This window comes from Peribacillus sp. NPDC096447, from assembly GCF_044762725.1.
GTDB lineage: Bacteria > Bacillota > Bacilli > Bacillales > DSM-1321 > Peribacillus.
In genome coordinates this window covers 346,216-363,096 of the sequence record NZ_JBIWEV010000004.1, presented here as the reverse complement: position 1 = coordinate 363,096, position 16,881 = coordinate 346,216, and the positions used below count along the sequence as shown (strand labels likewise).

General features: G+C 43.2%; 10 protein-coding genes. 6 read left to right on the top strand and 4 right to left on the bottom strand.

Features of this window, described 5'->3' with window-relative positions:
- Positions 1–6 precede the first annotated feature (6 nt).
- From ACIQZD_RS16075 to ACIQZD_RS16055, 5 genes are all read left to right on the top strand, one after another.
- The gene (locus ACIQZD_RS16075) at positions 7–1,623 is read left to right on the top strand and encodes an ABC transporter substrate-binding protein (protein ID WP_402904484.1); all 1,617 of its coding nucleotides are present in this window, start codon (positions 7–9) and stop codon (positions 1,621–1,623) included.
- 115 nt (positions 1,624–1,738) lie between these two features.
- A complete protein-coding gene (locus tag ACIQZD_RS16070) occupies positions 1,739–2,743 on the top strand; it encodes an ABC transporter permease (protein ID WP_137016483.1) in 1,005 nt (334 codons plus the stop codon).
- 12 nt (positions 2,744–2,755) lie between these two features.
- Positions 2,756–3,658 (top strand): ABC transporter permease, encoded by a 903-nt coding sequence (locus ACIQZD_RS16065; protein WP_402904481.1) that lies wholly within the window; start codon positions 2,756–2,758, stop codon positions 3,656–3,658.
- Between the two features lie 207 nt (positions 3,659–3,865).
- On the top strand, positions 3,866–7,603 hold the full coding sequence (locus ACIQZD_RS16060; RefSeq protein ID WP_402904479.1) for a S8 family serine peptidase: 3,738 nt from the start codon (positions 3,866–3,868) through the stop codon (positions 7,601–7,603).
- A 216-nt stretch (positions 7,604–7,819) separates the two neighbouring features.
- The gene (locus ACIQZD_RS16055) at positions 7,820–8,236 is read left to right on the top strand and encodes a hypothetical protein (protein ID WP_402904477.1); all 417 of its coding nucleotides are present in this window, start codon (positions 7,820–7,822) and stop codon (positions 8,234–8,236) included.
- Positions 8,237–8,368: 132 nt separating this feature from the next.
- Here the strand turns inward: ACIQZD_RS16055 and ACIQZD_RS16050 are convergent, their stop codons facing one another.
- Positions 8,369–9,814, bottom strand: coding sequence for an aminotransferase-like domain-containing protein (locus ACIQZD_RS16050; protein ID WP_402904475.1), 1,446 nt, complete (start codon positions 9,812–9,814; stop codon positions 8,369–8,371).
- Positions 9,815–9,925: 111 nt separating this feature from the next.
- Between ACIQZD_RS16050 and ACIQZD_RS16045 the strand changes: the two genes are divergently transcribed.
- Positions 9,926–10,534 carry a LysE/ArgO family amino acid transporter gene (locus ACIQZD_RS16045; RefSeq protein WP_402904473.1) on the top strand — a complete coding sequence of 203 codons (609 nt, stop codon included), beginning with the start codon at positions 9,926–9,928 and terminating at the stop codon, positions 10,532–10,534.
- Between the two features lie 157 nt (positions 10,535–10,691).
- Here ACIQZD_RS16045 and ACIQZD_RS16040 read toward each other — a convergent pair whose 3' ends face one another.
- The 3 genes from ACIQZD_RS16040 to ACIQZD_RS16030 form a co-directional block, all read right to left on the bottom strand.
- On the bottom strand, positions 10,692–13,664 hold the full coding sequence (locus ACIQZD_RS16040) for a DEAD/DEAH box helicase (protein ID WP_402904471.1): 2,973 nt from the start codon (positions 13,662–13,664) through the stop codon (positions 10,692–10,694).
- Positions 13,657–15,282, bottom strand: a complete 1,626-nt coding sequence (locus tag ACIQZD_RS16035) for a hypothetical protein (protein WP_402904469.1) — start codon at positions 15,280–15,282, stop codon at positions 13,657–13,659. Before ACIQZD_RS16035 ends, ACIQZD_RS16040 begins: the two co-directional genes overlap by 8 nt.
- Before the next feature lie 695 nt (positions 15,283–15,977).
- Positions 15,978–16,871, bottom strand: coding sequence for a helix-turn-helix domain-containing protein (locus tag ACIQZD_RS16030; protein ID WP_137016494.1), 894 nt, complete (start codon positions 16,869–16,871; stop codon positions 15,978–15,980).
- Positions 16,872–16,881 lie beyond the last annotated feature (10 nt).

Genomic DNA, 16,881 nt, shown 5'->3' with positions numbered 1-16,881 from the left:
AAGAATATGAAGAAAACTTTGGCATTATTGCTGACTGGTATCCTGGCTCTTTCACTAGCGCTTGCGGGATGCTCCTCGTCTACATCAAAAGAGAAAGATGATGGTAAAGGGGGATCGAGTGAAGCGAAGGGCGGCGTATTGATATACGGTAAAGGCGGAGACGCCGTCGGTCTTGACCCAGCCATCGTAACCGATGGTGAATCATTCATCGTCACACAGCAGATCTTTGAAACGCTTGTCAAATATGGGGAAGATGATACGGAAATCAATCCGGGTCTTGCAGAATCATGGGAAGTGTCCGATGACGCAAAAACATACACATTCAAATTGAAAACCGGAATCAAGTTCCATGATGGTACGGATTTCAATGCAGATGCTGTCGTAAAAAACTTTCAACGTTGGGCACAAAGTAAGGATGAGGGTAAATTTGCGTATTATGCCTCCATGTTCGGAGGATTTGAAGGTGATGAAGGCCATGTTATCAAAGAAGTAAAAGCGATCGATGCCAGCACGGTGGAATTCACTTTGAACCGTCCGCAGGCGCCGTTCCTGAAAAACCTTGCCATGCCTACATTTGCAATAGCCAGTCCGGCTGGAATTGAAAAAGAGGGTGACGACTTCACTAAAAATCCATCTGGTACAGGTCCTTTCAAATTCAAATCATGGAAACCTGGCGATACGATTGAAGTGGTGAAAAACGATGACTATTGGCAAGATGGACTGCCAAAACTTGATGGAATCACGTTTAAGGTCATTAAAGATAACTCTGCGCGTTTAAATGCTGCAATCAAGGGTGAAATCGACCTGATGGACGGGTTGAATCCAAGTGATATCAGTAAGGTTACAGGAGATGAAAAACTGCAAATATTCGAACGTGCATCCATGAACGTCGGGTACTTTGCTTTCAATGTTGAGAAAGCACCATTCGACAAGAAAGAAGTGCGTCAAGCAATCTCGCATTTGATCAACAAAAAGGAAATCATTGATAATTTTTATGAAGGCACAGCAGAGCCTGCCAAGAATCCTATGCCGCCATCCGTTTCTGGCTACAATGATAAAGTAGTAGACTATGATTACGATGTAGAAAAAGCGAAAGAACTGCTGAAAAAGGCTGGACTTGAAGACGGATTTAAAATGGACCTTTGGGCAATGCCGGTACCGCGCCCGTATATGCCAGATGGTCAAAAAGTGGCTGAAGCCATTCAAGCAAGCCTAAAACAAGTCGGCATCGAAGCGAATATCGTTTCATACGAATGGGCTGCATATTTAGAGAAAGTGCAGGCTGGTGAAGCCCAATCCTTCATGATGGGCTGGACAGGCGATAATGGAGATGCGGATAACTTCCTTTATACATTATTGGATAAAGATAATATCGGCTCAAACAACTATGCCCGTTACGCAAACGATGAAGTCCATAAACTGCTGATCGAAGCTCAGTCCACGGCAGATGAAGCCAAGCGTAATGAGTTGTATGGAAAAGCACAGGAAATCATCCATGATGAAGCTCCATGGGTTCCGCTTGTACACTCTTTACCGCAGTTAGCCGGATCTAAGACGGTCAAAGGGTTTGTTCCACATCCGACTGGTTCTCAATCCCTTGTTAATGTTTCTTTAGAAAATTAACCGTACGAACCGGGTAGTATGGAGTCTTGCATGCTTCCCGGTTTTGTTATGGAATGCATTTCAAAATGATCGAGGGCGCTTTTAAGGCCCCTTATTTAAAAGGCGGGTGATTGTTTTGTTTTCCTATACCGTACGACGTTTAGGATCTCTCATTCCAGTGTTACTAGGAATGGCGTTTATTGTATTCATGATGATTCGGGCGATTCCTGGAAATCCAGCACAGGTGATTTTAGGGCAGCAAGCAACGGAAGAGGCAGTCGCTGCAATGACAAAGGAACTTGGTCTGGATAAACCTTGGTTCATTCAATTTTGGGATTACTTATCAGGCCTGTTAAAGGGAGACCTGGGTGTTTCCTTAAAAACGAATAGTCCGGTTTCTGAAGAAATTGGGCCATACCTCATGGCTACGATAGAACTGGCCTTGATCGCCATGATCATCGCCGTGGTCATAGGCGTTAATGCAGGGATAATATCAGCTTGGTTCCAAAACTCATGGTTTGATTATGTCGCCATGGTGATTGCGTTGATTGGTTTGTCCATGCCTATTTTCTGGCTGGGATTAATGGAGCAATATATCATTTCAATTCAATGGGATTTACTTCCGACGACAGGGCGGGACAATATCAGGGATCCCGTTGAGGCCATAACCGGACTGTATTTGATAGATACACTCATGGCTGGCAGGGTGGATCAGTTTTTCGAAGTGATCAAACATCTCATTTTGCCGGGAATTGCGCTGGCGACCATTCCGATGGCCATTATTGCAAGGATGACACGTTCGTCCATGCTGGAAGTTATGAGATCGGATTTCATTCGTACGGCTCGTGCTAAAGGAATGAGAATGTTTTGGGTTGTTTACAAGCATTCCTTTAAGAATGCCCTGATTCCAGTGGTGACGGTTATCGGACTGCAGACAGGATTACTTTTAGGCGGCGCCATATTGACGGAAAACATTTTTGGGTGGCCAGGTATCGGTACATATATTTATGATGCAATCCTATCTCGGGATTATCCGGTGATACAGTCCGGAATTCTCGTCATCGCCTTTTTGTTTGTCATGATCAATCTAGTTGTGGACTTGTTGTATGCAGCGATCGATCCTAGGATTAAGTATAAATAGGGAGGGAAACTCATGCCTGAAATAGCAACGAATACTTCGCCACTCCTTCCTCCAAAAGAGGCAGAGGAAAAAGTCATCTCTCCCTGGAAGGAAGGCTGGAAAAGCTTTAGGAAAAATAGGGTAGCCCTTGTGGGTCTGGGGATTGTTTCATTTTTCATCCTAATCGCCATCTTTGCGCCCGTTATAGCACCTTATTCATTTGAAGGGCAAAAGCTAAGTGATAAACATTTGGCCCCTTCTGCGGAGCATTGGTTCGGAACGGATGAATTTGGCCGGGATATTTTGAGCAGGGTCATTTATGGCTCACGCATATCAATAGGGGTCGGCTTTTTATCTGTTGCCGGATCTGTTGTGGTCGGGTCTTTTTTGGGAATTATTGCCGGTTATTACGGCAGGTGGATAGATACGATCATATCGAGGATCTTTGATATTATTCTGGCCTTTCCAAGTATCTTGCTTGCCATTGCTGTCGTTGCCGTTTTGGGGCCCTCCCTTCGCAACGCACTTATTGCCATAGCCATCGTCAATGTCCCGATATTCGGCCGGCTTTTACGTTCACGGGTCTTAACGGTGAAAGAAGAGGAATATGTAACGGCTGCAAAGGCAATTGGAATGGGGGATGGCCGCATTCTTCTTCACCACGTCCTTCCGAATAGCCTTGCGCCGATTATCGTTCAAGGTACCTTAGCGATTGCAACTGCCATCATTGAGTGTGCAGCACTCGGCTTTCTCGGTCTCGGTGCACAGCCGCCAGCGCCAGAGTGGGGAAAAATGCTCGCCGATTCCAGGGCGTTCATCATTCAAGCACCATGGACGGTTCTTTTCCCTGGGCTTGCGATCATGCTTACAGTACTCGGCTTTAACCTAATGGGGGATGGGCTGCGCGATGCCTTGGATCCAAGAATGAAAAACTAGAAGTAAAAGGGTGATGTTAATTTAACATCACCATCTTTTTGTCGTTTATCTTGTAAATCTATTAAAATATGAAAAATAATAACAAAATCCTAGTTCGGAATAGGAAAATAGTGACTATTATCTCTTAAAATCACCCCAAAAGTTGTGATACTTTTATACTCAGTAAGAATATTCCAAAAATTGCTTATTTTAGAGGAGGAAAGTTCATTGATTAAACGTAGCTTGTCCATTCTAGCAATCTTTTTATTAGTTTTTACTGCAAGCGTTTCCGCAGCCAAGCTCCCAGACCCCCCGGCAGGTTCGGGCGGTGCAGGTAAGAAGAATCAGGAAAGTATTATAAAGCTGAAGAAAAATGATTTGGATAAGAAATATAAAAGCGACGAGAAGGTCAGGGTCATCGTAGAGATGAAGGAAGCCCCGGCAATAGAAACAGCTTCGAAAGAAGGGAAACTTTTTAAACAGCTATCGAAAAATAAGAAACAACAATTAAAGTCCGAAAAGCTAGCAAATCAGAAGAAACTGAAAAAAAAGGTGAAAGAGAAAAAAATAGCTTTCAAGGAGCTTGAAAGTTTTACGACAGTCGTCAATGGATTCAGTGGTGAACTTCAGTATGGTGAAATTAAAAAGGTGGAAGCCATGCCTGAAGTTGCTGAAGTACATATTGCGAATGAATATGAACGTCCTGTAGAAAAACCCGAAATGCTTTATAGTAAAGAACTAGTCCAAGCCCAGGAAGCTTGGCGGGAATATGGATATAAAGGGGAAGGGATGGTCGTCGGGATTATCGATACTGGAATCGACCCATCTCACCGTGATATGGTCCTGAATAATGAGAATAAGGCAGAACTGACTGAAAATGAAATTAGTTGGATGAAGGAATCTAACCATCTATTAGGCAATTATTATACGGCGAAGGTTCCTTATGGATACAATTACATGGATGAAAATGAAGAAATCCTTGATCTTGGTGAAGGTGCATCCATGCATGGAATGCATGTAGCAGGTACGGCTGGTGCCAATGGAGATGAAGAGAATGGCGGCATTAAAGGGGTTGCTCCTGAAGCCCAGCTGCTAGCTTTAAAGGTCTTCGGGAATGATCCCGACATGCAGACAACATGGGGCGATATATATATCAAGGCGATTGACGATGCCATCATCCTTGGGGCGGATGTGCTGAATATGAGCCTTGGCTCGACTGCAGGTTTTGTATCGGCAGAAGATCCGGAGCAGCAGGCGGTATCCAGGGCTGTTGATAATGGGATCCTCATGTCGATTTCAGCAGGAAACTCGGCACATTTTGGAAATGGATTTGCAAACCCATCAGCCACGAACCCGGATATTGGCGTTTCAGGATCACCTGGACTTGCATACGATTCTGTACAAGTGTCATCGGTAGAGAATAACTATATGGATTTGGATGCAGCGACTTATGATATAAACGGGCAAGTAGGGAAAGCTCCGTTCATGTCGGCTTCAAGCGTACATCCCAATACTTTAAAGGATAAAACGCATGACTTGGTGGCTGCAGGTCTTGGGACGCCAGATGAGCTTTCCAAAGTGGATGTTAAAGGCAAGTTCGCCCTCATCGAGCGCGGTACGCTTTCTTTTATAGAAAAGGCGCAAAATGCCCAGGCAGCAGGAGCGACAGGAGTCATTATTTACAATAATGCTGACGGATATATTTCCATGGCCACTGATCCAAGCATCACCATTCCCCAGCTGTTCATGTTGAAATCGGATGGTGCAAAGCTGAAAGCGGCCTTAACGGATGGCGAAAAGGTGAAGATTACCTTTAATGGTGATAAAACAAAAGCTGTAAATCCAGAAGCAGGGAAAATGAGCTCATTCAGTTCATGGGGAGTCGCACCGAACCTGGATTTCAAACCGGAAATCACTGCTCCGGGCGGACAAATTTATTCGACGCTGAACAACGATGAATATGGAATGATGAGCGGTACTTCGATGGCGGCACCACATGTTTCCGGCGGCTCGGCACTGGTTCTTGAAAGAGTGGATAAAGAATTTAAATTGAACGGATCTGCCCGGGCAAATCTAGCGAAGAACCTGATGATGAATACTTCAAAACCATTAGCGGATCAAGGTGTCGTCAATAAGGCCCTTGACTGGGAAAACCCTTACTCGCCTCGCAGGCAGGGAGCTGGGGTCATGCAGCTGCAATCCGCATTGTCCACACCTGCTGTCGTGACAGAGGCATTCACGAAAGAAGCGAAGGTTGCAATGAAGGAGATCGGCAATAAGTTCGCCTTTACTTTAAAGGTTGAAAACTTCAGCAACAAAGCGGTCAAGTATGATGTAAAAGGAAATATCCAAACAGACTATGCAATCCAGGGACAACTCGGTTATACCGCTAACGAGCTGGAAGCACAGGAAATTAAGAACGCTTCGATTAAAATCAATAATAAAAGCACAAATAAGATTACCGTTCCTGCAAAAAAATCGGTTACATTCGAAGTGAAAGTTGACATATCCGATGCAAAGGTACTCGGTGATGACCTTCAGACTCTTGTAGACATTGACGAGGTCTTTCCAAACGGATATTTCGTTGAAGGGTTCATTTCATTGAAGGATCCAGCCGATACGAATCCGGAACTGAATGTACCGTATGTAGGATTTAAAGGAGAGTGGGACAAAGCCCCGATCCTGGATGGCACTAAATATGACAAAGAGTCCTTCTATGGCATGGCAGGAGGAGTTTCTACAGCAGGTGAAGATTTCACTTATCTTGGCTATGACCCTGCGGGGAAAACATTCAATGGCAAAAATATTGCGATTTCCCCAAATGGTGATGGTGCACAGGATGACTTCGTGCCTGTCCTATCATTCTTAAGGAATGCGAAAAAGGTAGAATACAATATATTGAATGGTGAAAACAAATCAATCAGGAAACTTCGTACAGAGAATAATGTACGTAAGGACTATTATGATGGCGGACAAGGGACCGCGTACACCCTTGATCCGGCCCGTAAATGGGACGGTAAAATCAATAATGCACTCGCTAAGGATGGGGTCTATTATTTTGAAATCAAAGCGATGATAGATTACGAGGGTGCAAAATGGCAGACGTTTAAAATGCCTATCAAAATCGATACGGTAAAGCCGACAGTCAAGATTTCGAAAAAAGGCAATGTATTAACCATCCAAGGCAAGGATAATTTGAATGGTTCAGGACTTGCTTATTACGATGTACAAGTCGATGGAGCATCCATCATGGAAGAGCCGCTCCCGGCGAATGCGAAACAATTCACTTTACCTGATGTAAAAGGGGAAAAGGTTCAGGTTGTGGCAATTGACTATGCAGGTAATGAAAAAACGGCGGAAACTGAATTAGCAAGTGATTCAGCTCCAATCGATAATCATGCACCAGCTGTAAAGATCAAGAGTCCTGAAGCCTTGAGCGTGAACAATAAAAATAAAATCAAAATAACAGGAGAAATTGAAGAAGCGTCGGGAATAAAGGAATTTAAAATCGACAATAAAACGGTACCTGCAACGTATAACAAGGCGAATAACAAATATGAATTCTCTTATGAAAAGAAATTTGAAGAGGGTGTTCAAAGCTTCACGGTTAAAGCAACAGATAAATGGGATAACACGGTTTCCTTTAAACGGACGATTATGGTCGATGCAACAAAGCCAGGTTTAAAAGTGAAGGGTGTACCGAAAACTGTGAGGGCCAAAGGCAAAAATCCAAAAGTGGACGTGACGGTGGAAGATAATTTTGATGAAATCCGCCTTTACCTGAACGGAAGCGAAGTATTCTATCATGAATTCAAGGAACCATACAAAATGCGTGCCTATAAGAAGAAGATAGAGGATTTGGAGCTGCCGCTTAAAACAGGCAACAATAAGATTGAGTTTAAGGTGACCGATCTTGCAGGAAATGAATCGAAGAAATCCTTTAACATCAATAAAGCAAAAAAATAACGCCAAAATAGCCCTCTTACCCAAGAGGGCTATTTTGGCGTTATAAGATGTCCGGATTTTGAATTCTTTCGTGATGATTATGGAGGAGTAGTTTGCTGCGTTTTCACCGTGCTAATATGGAAATCTATTAGTGAGGAAGTTTTTTCATTATCCGGCAGGTATATCGAATAGGATAAAAGAATTAGGTATAAAGAGCCTATTGAAAGGAGGGTATCTATGAATTATAAGAAGAAATCTAGCAATAAAGTAACTAGTATTGCAATTACAGTGAAATTCGAAAGGAGAGGAAGCGACAGGTCATATCTTACAAAACCGAGTTTCTTTGATGCACTTCAGCACGTCCATTCTCCCTTTGAAAAGGATCCTCGCTCAGATTCACCTTATCAGGATTTTCCTCTATGTCAGGAGGTAACCCTTTCTTTTTTTGAAGAAGGTGCTAAAACATCTATTAATTATGACCCCCACCAAGAAAAAATCATCATTGAGGAAAGTTCAGAGACATATCAGCCGAATAAGGGTGAAGCGCTTACTGCAATCCTCGATCATATCATGATCAATCATGGCTATCACCATTCTTTTTTCATCATCCAGCAAAAAGAGCGGAACGTAAAAATGAAAGCCGCTACGCCATGAAAACCCTAACTTTTTTAGGCAGGACGTTGTAAGGTATGAGATTTCCGAATAATCCAAACGAAAAGTTACTTTACTCAATAAGGATGGAGCTGCCACGGCAGCTCCATTAATGCGTCTCAATCCTTCAAGATGTCAAACCAACCGCCGAATGATCTTTGAAAGGGTTTGGATGCCATAAGCTAATTGTTCCTCCGAGGCGTATGAGTATGAAAGCCGTATATGTGTATGGTTATTTGGTTCGTATATGTATCCCGGATTAAGAAGTATGTTCTCCTTTATCGCTTGCTTGAAAAGGTTTGGATTCACGATGGGTTTACATAATTTTAACCATATATAAAATCCGCCTTGAGGTATTTTCCATTCAGCCAGTCCCTTAAAATATTGATTGAGAAGAGTTAATGTAAAATCTCTGCGTCCTATCAACTCATGCCTTAGCCACTCTAAATGCTTTGAATATTGCCCATTTGCTAACCATTCTGCCACAAGGTGTTGGGAAAGTGCACTTGAACCGTAATCCATTTGCATTTTAATGTCCGCTAAACGTTCAATCACAGTTATTGGGCCAGCAATCCATCCGATACGCAATCCTGGGCTTAATGTTTTGGACATACTGCCAATATGCAATACAAGGCCATCTGCATCAAGGGATTTTAATGGAGGCGGTGGTTCATTATCAAACCACAAATCACTATATACGTCATCTTCAATAATCGGGATCTGTTCCTTTTTGCATAGTGATAGGAGGTTAAGTCTTTCTTCTTTTGACCATGTAGTACTCGTTGGATTGTTAAACGTTGGAACAGTATAAAACAGTGACGCTTTCTTCCTTCCGTTGAAGTGCTTTATTTGTGTCGGGATACTTTCCCGGCCTTGTATTGATAAACCTACTAAGTGCATGCCCGCAGATTGAAAAGGGTGAACGGAATTTAAATAGGAAGGGGATTCATGTAAAATCATCGATCCCTTTTGAAGTAAACCAACTGATATCAACTGGAGTGCCTGAAGCCCGCCAGAAACGACCATGAGGGAGCTCGGACTCGCGTTGATCCCTTTTGTTTCTAAATAAGCACTTATACATTTGCGAAGTCTCTTATCACCCTTGGGTTCGGAATAGCCTAATGAGTGGGCATCAAAAGAAGTGGATCGCAACGTCTTTTCGATTTGTTTTGCAGGCAATAGAGCTGGAGATAGTTCGCCCGTGCCTAATCTGATGATGGCAGTGTCCGTTTCATACTGATTAATGTCCTGAATCGTTTTTAAATTAGGTTCATGAAGGCCATTCAGGACATAGTTTTTCCAGTCGGGCTGTTTGCGTGAGACGAGCACATTCCATGTATTATTGGAAACGAATGTGCCGGACCCAACCTTAGTTTCCAATAATCCGTCTGCAATCAACTCATCTATGGCTGTGATGATGGTACTTCGGTTTACGCCAAATGAGTCGGCCAATGAGCGTTGTGATGGAAGCTTGGTACTAACTGGCCATTCCCCTCGTGTAATTTGTAGTTTGATCCAATCTACTATTTGCAGGTGAAGTGATTGGTCGGAAGTCCGGTTTGGTCTCCATTCGATAAACATACGAAAACCACTCCTTTCATTATAAATTGGTTGGTTTGGAAACCAACCAATTGGATGGTCAATTCCTTTGTTTTTTTAATTATACTGAATTTGAAGGAAGGGGGTATTCGTATGGGGCCACTTTTTCATGGATTATTATTGGCATTAGGGCTGATACTTCCGTTGGGAGTGCAAAATGTATTCATTTTTAATCAAGGAGCAATCCAACCTACAATAAAAAAAGCATTGCCAGCAACGATAACAGCTGCAATTTGTGATACACTGCTCATTTTGTTAGCTATTTTAGGTGTTTCGTTGGTTGTCATGCAATATGATTGGTTGCGCCTTACATTAATCATAATCGGAGTTATATTTTTATTGTATATGGGTTTTCAGATTTGGTTTGCCAAATCGAACTCACAGTCAGGTGCCCAATCCATGCAGATGTCGACCAAAAAACAAATTGTATTTGCTCTATCCGTATCATTACTGAATCCGCATGCAATCTTGGATACGATAGGTGTAATCGGTTCGAGCTCACTTGTTTATTCAGGAAAAGATAAAATGATTTTCACCGCAACGTGCATCTTTGTGTCATGGTGCTGGTTCCATGGATTATGCCTTGCGGGACGATTGCTGAAAAAGGTTGATACATCTGGTAAATTCCTTGGAATATTAAATAAAATTTCTGCAATCATCATTTCGATCACAGCTCTTTATATGGTTATATCGATTTTTTGATGAAAGGCATGTATTTGAACCTGGCTATACCAGATATTCAATAAAGTTACAGGACGCTTTTGTATAAAAAAGGGGAATGCATATCAATTGCATTCCCTTTTTTTGCCTTATAAGTTAACAACATGCCCTCATTCATCTTCAAATCGTGAGAGCGGGTTTATTGAAGAGCGACCAGGTCCTTGATTTCCTCTGTGGAAAGTTCGGTGATCCAGTTGTCACTGCTGATGATCTCGTCGTTCAGGGCTTGCTTTTTATCAAGCATCTGGTCGATTTTTTCTTCCAGGGTCCCTGTGCAGATTAGCTTATGAACGTGAACGAAACGCTGTTGCCCAATTCGGTAAGCACGGTCGGTGGCTTGATTTTCAACAGCTGGGTTCCACCAGCGGTCATAGTGAATCACGTGGTTTGCTTCTGTAAGATTAAGCCCAGTGCCGCCTGCTTTCAACGAGAGTATGAAAATAGGGAAATCCCCATCTTGGAATCGGGTGATCATTTCATCACGCTGCTTCTTATTCGCACTCCCGTTCAGGAATGGCACTTCAAAGCCATACCGTTTTTCCAGCAATTCTTTAATCATATTGCCCATCCCGATATATTGTGTGAAAATGAGACAGCTTTCATCCTGTTCGCGGACAGCATCGATAAGCTCGGTCAGCTTCTCGAGTTTGCCAGATCGGTTAGGTGCCTTCATGATGTTTTCCTTTTCCATTTCTTTTAAGTAAAGAGCTGGATGATTGCAAAGCTGCTTTAGCTTATTCAGCATCTGGAGGATGATGCCTTTTCTTTCAAAGGCAGATAGTTGTTCGATATCAGTGAATGTATCTTTAATCAGTTGCTCATACAACGATGCTTGCTCGGTGGTAAGCGGTACGAATTCCTTTTGTTCTTGCTTATCCGGAAGATTAAGAGCGACTTCTTTATCACGCTTTGTACGGCGAAGCAAAAATGGTTGTATCAAACGCTGCAATTCCTTGATTTTATCCTTCTGATCATCACGCTCGATGGTCGCCACATATTTTTCCTGAAACTGACCTAGCGTTCCGAGATAACCTTTGTTGATGAAGTCGAAAATCGCCCATAGCTCACTTAAACGGTTTTCCATCGGCGTACCCGATAGGGCGATATGATGTCTGCCATTTAGCTTGCGGACCGCTTTGGATTGCTTCGTTTGGGCATTCTTGATGTTTTGTGCTTCATCAAGGATAACACTGCTCCAATGGATGGAGGTCAGTTCAGCCACATCTTGGTGGGTCAGTCCATATGATGTTAAGACAATATCATGATTGGCTGCCAGTTTAGTAAATGCCTCACCTTTAGCACGATTCGATCCGTAGTGTAGGTGAACTTTAAGTGATGGAGCGAATTTTTCCAATTCTTTTTGCCAGTTGCCAAGGACCGATGTCGGGCAGACGATGAGCGCCGATTGTACAGAAACGGATTCGGGGGAAGTGGTAATGACCTCACCCTCATCACTGCTTTCTGCGCTGCTATCCTCTTCGACGATGATCGGTTCACTCTTTTGTTCATCCCTGGGCGCAGTGGGCAGCTCTTTACCGGCCCTTTCTTTGCCTTTAACATGGAGTAGGTAGGCAATCATCTGGACGGTTTTTCCAAGTCCCATATCGTCGGCTAGACAAGCACCAAAACCATGCTCCCTTAAAAAAAGGAGCCAGCTCATGCCCAGTTTTTGATAGGGGCGTAAATCACCTTGAAGTGCATCAGGGACGGGCAGGATGGATATGTTTTTGGTTTCCCGGAGCCTTCCCACCATTTTACGGAGCTCCTGGTTCAATTCAAATTGGATCCTGAGCATTTCGTCGTTTTCAGAATCGACATCACCATCTTCATTTATGCCATTCAACAGTTCCTGCTGCAGCAAGTCAGTCAGTTGGATGCCTTTTTCATTGGCTGTTTCCATCAGCTCCTGAATTTGCTTAATGAAAGCAGGGTCAAGCTTGACCCATTGACCGCGGATGAAGACAAGCCGCCTTTTTTCATTGACGAGCTCCTCGAACTCCGCCTCAGTGAGCTCCTTGCCATTTAATGAGAACCGCCAATCAAAGTCCATTAAAGCTTTTAACCCGACATAAGAAGGGCCGCGGTTCGATTGGCTCTTCACTTTCGCCTTGACCTTTAATGAGGACTCCTTCAAGGCAAGCCACCACGATGGAAGGAGAATTTCGACGCCAAGAAACAGGAGCTTTTCGCTTGCATCGGTCAAGAACTCCCATGCATCCGTTTCTGAAATCTCCCTTTTCAGACGGCCATTCTCCCCAAGCCATGGCACGACGAGCTGCCAGCGTTTCGTAGCACGCACCACATCACTTGCATACTTATTCCAGCCGCGCGGAAGTTTTTTTCCTGTATATGTTTCAATGATATTCTCATCCCTTTTGGAACGAAGGGTAACATCGAGCATCCAAGGCCCGTTGCCATCAGGAGGCTCAGTTAAACGGAGACCTATAGTGAATGGTTTGGGATCGGGCAGGGTACCGAGCCATTCCTGCCAGCTGTCTTTGTCAAAAAAGGCCTGCAATTCTTCGGGGGAAAGTCGAGTATCCTTTAATGCCCCGACGGCTTCACTCCATTTATGCTGCATGGGTGAATAGTTTTTTAAATACATATTAGCGGCACCGTTATACCACTTTTCGATAAAAGTACGGTTGGTTTCCAGTTCAGGTGAAGGAAGATCCAAAGGTATTTCTTCTTCCCAAAAGGAAGGGACGAATTCCTCTTCCACTTCTTCCGGCAGCTTCCAGCCGATGGAGTCCAACTGAAGATTAGTGAAATCCGGTACGGGGATTCCAGCTTCAATGGATTCATGAAGAACTGGCGCCGCTGACAGGCAAAGGGAGGATATCTCGGACCATTCCCATTCTATGAAGGAGTTGAAGCTTTCCCTCGCAAAAAAGTTGAGAAGTCCCCAAGCGTCAAGAATGAATACTTGATTTCCATCCACTATATCCGTAGTCATTTTAGTGCCATAAAAGCTTGCGTCATCCCAGTTGAATAACAGCCTGCGTATATAATTCGTGGTGAGGAAGGTATTCTCTTCATTGACGACACCAAGGGCGTAAGTTCCGTTTTCGAGAGCCGCTATTTTGATTTTTAATTTCCCTGGATTAAACATCGATAAGCTTACCCCTTTTTAGTTCTTCTTGGAAAGCGCGAAGCCGTTTGGTCGAATCAGCTACATAAAGTATATAACGTTCGAATACGTCTTCCTTTTTGCTCTTTTTATAGATGGTGCGCATCCTTTTCAAATAACGGACAGCTTGCTTATAAGCAGGCCGATTTTTCAAAGAAACTTTTTCCTGGACCGCATGATAATAAAGGGGCAGGATTAGTTCTGGTTCTTTTGAGACCACTTCTTTGATGGATTCACTGCTGATTAAGTCAATGCTGATTTCTGAGTAAATATGCATCTCCACCCATTTTTTATATTGTCCTTGTTCAAAAAGGAAGTTTGCATAGTTCCAATAGCTGTGCGGAAGGGTGGCCCTGTAAAATTTCTCAAGCAAATCGGTACGTTTTAATTTATAACAGCAACTGTTAATTAAAGTCGTAAAGGTCCGGACGAAATCCACCCGTTTATAATAATCGGATAAACCGGCAAGGAACTCCTGGACATTATTATTGATGAATTCAATGAAAGGGATAGCCCGTGCCCGGTTGTCGGATTCAGCCAGGAGATTCAGCCAATAAAAAATGTATGGACAGGCTTCTTTCTTCAATTCATGAAGAAGCCCAATCGCTTGTTTATCATGGTTCTCCAAAAGGGATAGGTGAATCGCTGCGAGGGAATAAGACGTCCTCTCAGTGGTGCCCATATACTTCTCGGGAAGTTCTTTATTGATTCGTTCCAGTTCCTCTTTACGCCATGAGGAGTTGGAGAATAAGTAGCTCCATATCTCCCGGTAAAGGTCGATCTTTTCGTATTCGAGGCCTTCTCCTCCATCCAGCAGTTTAGCTACATCTTCCTTGATGCTGAAAACGAAGGGATCAAAGGCGAAGGGCCTCGCTTGCCTGCTAAGCGGCTGTACCGTTTCATGAAGCTCCTCTGCCAGGTCGACGGCAAGTGCATAAAAGACCCGGATCGTTTGCGTCTCACTTTTATGCAGCTGAATCATTCTCAGTGTCTGCTGCATCGTGCAAAATTGGGTAACGAAATGATAAAGCAATTTCCATTCCCTTTCCATTGGAGCTTTTGAGCTAAGGCGTTTAAAGTATGTTTGTATGTGATTTTCAATCATATAAGTAGCCTCGCCTATATGAGGCTCGACATGTTCAGCAAATGCATCATTCACGAATTGCTTCCATGATGGATAGCTTTTATCTAAGATGATGGATTTCCCTGCCGCCTGTTTAAGTAATTCACTTGCCGGTTTCACTTGCTGCAGTGCATGGGCCGTTGAGGTGTTTTTTGGTGCTTTCCAATCGCTCAGCCATTCGGAAACACTAGCGTGTTCAGAATATGCAGAAAAGAAAACGGCCATTTGATGCCGGCAAATGAACCTTGAATCACATGTACAGCTTCCATCCTGAGGGAAGAGCAGATTCAGCCTGGCCTTAAAGCGTGTTTCATCCTGTACCTCAGCCGCGATCGTATCCGCCGCTTCTTCTTTAATATCAACGAGCCCCTGACGGTATAACTGGAGCCCTTGATTCACCACATCCGAATCTTCCGGATCCCCGGCCCCCAAAAATTCCGCCAGCCGCTCCCCAACTAACAACAACTCCCGCTCCATACTCTCCTCCTTCAGGGACAAGCCCTGTATACCAAAATTATATTGTATGATCATGAACCATCAGTTCTTTAACTTATCGTAATCCCGCCTCGGCTTATTTCTGGGGGTGCATATATTACATCCCAGCTCGAATGCCGGACTATGGCCGTTCTCTTCATGTTCTAATCCATTTAATCGAACAAACCATCACTTTTTCTAGCCGTATATTCATAAAAACCCTGTAAAAGCCAATATCGTCAAAAATCCCCTTGAATATAAGCGGTTCGGATATAAACAGGAATAACTGGCAATCACTTTAACATGCCTCAAATCCTTCATCCTCATCACGCTTCCAATACCAAGTGATGAGGGCAGGAATCTTTTTTAAAATTGCTTTTTTGAAGCATCTCTTTATTATACTTCATTTTGGCTTGGAATTTAAAATGTAGATTAGAGGTTTTGGAAATGATGAGTGTGAGAAATTATATACTCCTGGTGAATGGCTCAGTTTGTAGACAAAAGGGGTTCTATATAAAAATTAATACAAAGTAGATTGGAACAATGTGCGAGACTCCTGCGGGGAAAGCGCGTCAAGTGGAGACCCGCAGGCGCATAGGACCCGAGAACGGAACGCCCGCGGAAAGCGAGTGCTTGGAGGAATCGAGTCTGTCTATAATTTGGAGCCATTCCCGGGGAAATGGCTCCAAATTATAGAATTAGTTTATTTTCATTTCGTTCTTCCAACTGTCCAGCTTTTTGTTGATGAATGTAACAAAGGTATGGTTTTTTTGTAATTTGAATAGAAACGCAGATTTTTCCAAGTACTCTTTTGCCTCTTCAAAGTTACCTACGAGTTCAAAATTGTATCCTAAATGGTAATGTAAATCAGCTAAAGCATATAATTGATCATGTTCGAGGCACCACTTTATGGCATCTTGGCAGCAGGCAATGGACTCTTCGTATCGGCCAAGGCGTGTTAGCACTCTGCCAAAATTATAGGATAGGCGCGTCTTTAGCGTTTTATCCGTCAAGAAGGGCAGGGCTTTCAAGTGATCTAAAGCTTTCCTTAACAAGGCAAATGCATTTTCGTATTGTTCTTCGGCAACATACATTACACCAAGACTGCTTAAGATTTCAAGCTCCCGTTCCGAATAAATTTTATCGGTCGTATGAGTAATGGAGATGGCCTTATTGATGAATTCTATGGCCTTATCTAAATCTTTATTTTTTTCATATTCGTATATTCCCTTGTGCCAAAGAATCAATTGATGATTCTTTTTATTTTGAAGAAAGAGGGGACTGTTTTCCTCAGCCTTTACAATTTGCTGCATTTCCTCATAATTTCGGGTTCTTCTGGCTATTTTTAATTGATAAATCACTTCTTCCACGTAATCCAGCCTAGGGGTCATTCCAATATCGAAAAAATAGTTTACATCAACGCCTAAACGTTGGGAAATTAAGTAGAGAGTGGATGCATATGGATAGACATCGCCCTTTTCAATCTTACTGATCTGTGCTTGTGTACAAATACCGGTTGCCAACTCTTCCTGGGAAAGCCCGATTTGTTTACGTAGCTCTTTGATCTTTTGTCCAACTGCAAAAAAATCCATTTTGATTCTC

Excerpts from the sequence above, each read along its gene's own strand:
- ACIQZD_RS16030 (WP_137016494.1), bottom strand. The coding sequence starts at position 16,871 with ATGGATTTTTTTGCAGTTGGACAAAAGATCAAAGAGCTACGTAAACAA.
- ACIQZD_RS16065 (WP_402904481.1), top strand. The coding sequence starts at position 2,756 with ATGCCTGAAATAGCAACGAATACTTCGCCACTCCTTCCTCCAAAAGAG.
- ACIQZD_RS16035 (WP_402904469.1), bottom strand. The coding sequence starts at position 15,282 with ATGGAGCGGGAGTTGTTGTTAGTTGGGGAGCGGCTGGCGGAATTTTTG.
- ACIQZD_RS16045 (WP_402904473.1), top strand. The coding sequence starts at position 9,926 with ATGGGGCCACTTTTTCATGGATTATTATTGGCATTAGGGCTGATACTT.
- ACIQZD_RS16075 (WP_402904484.1), top strand. The coding sequence starts at position 7 with ATGAAGAAAACTTTGGCATTATTGCTGACTGGTATCCTGGCTCTTTCA.
- ACIQZD_RS16040 (WP_402904471.1), bottom strand. The coding sequence starts at position 13,664 with ATGTTTAATCCAGGGAAATTAAAAATCAAAATAGCGGCTCTCGAAAAC.
- ACIQZD_RS16055 (WP_402904477.1), top strand. The coding sequence starts at position 7,820 with ATGAATTATAAGAAGAAATCTAGCAATAAAGTAACTAGTATTGCAATT.
- ACIQZD_RS16050 (WP_402904475.1), bottom strand. The coding sequence starts at position 9,814 with ATGTTTATCGAATGGAGACCAAACCGGACTTCCGACCAATCACTTCAC.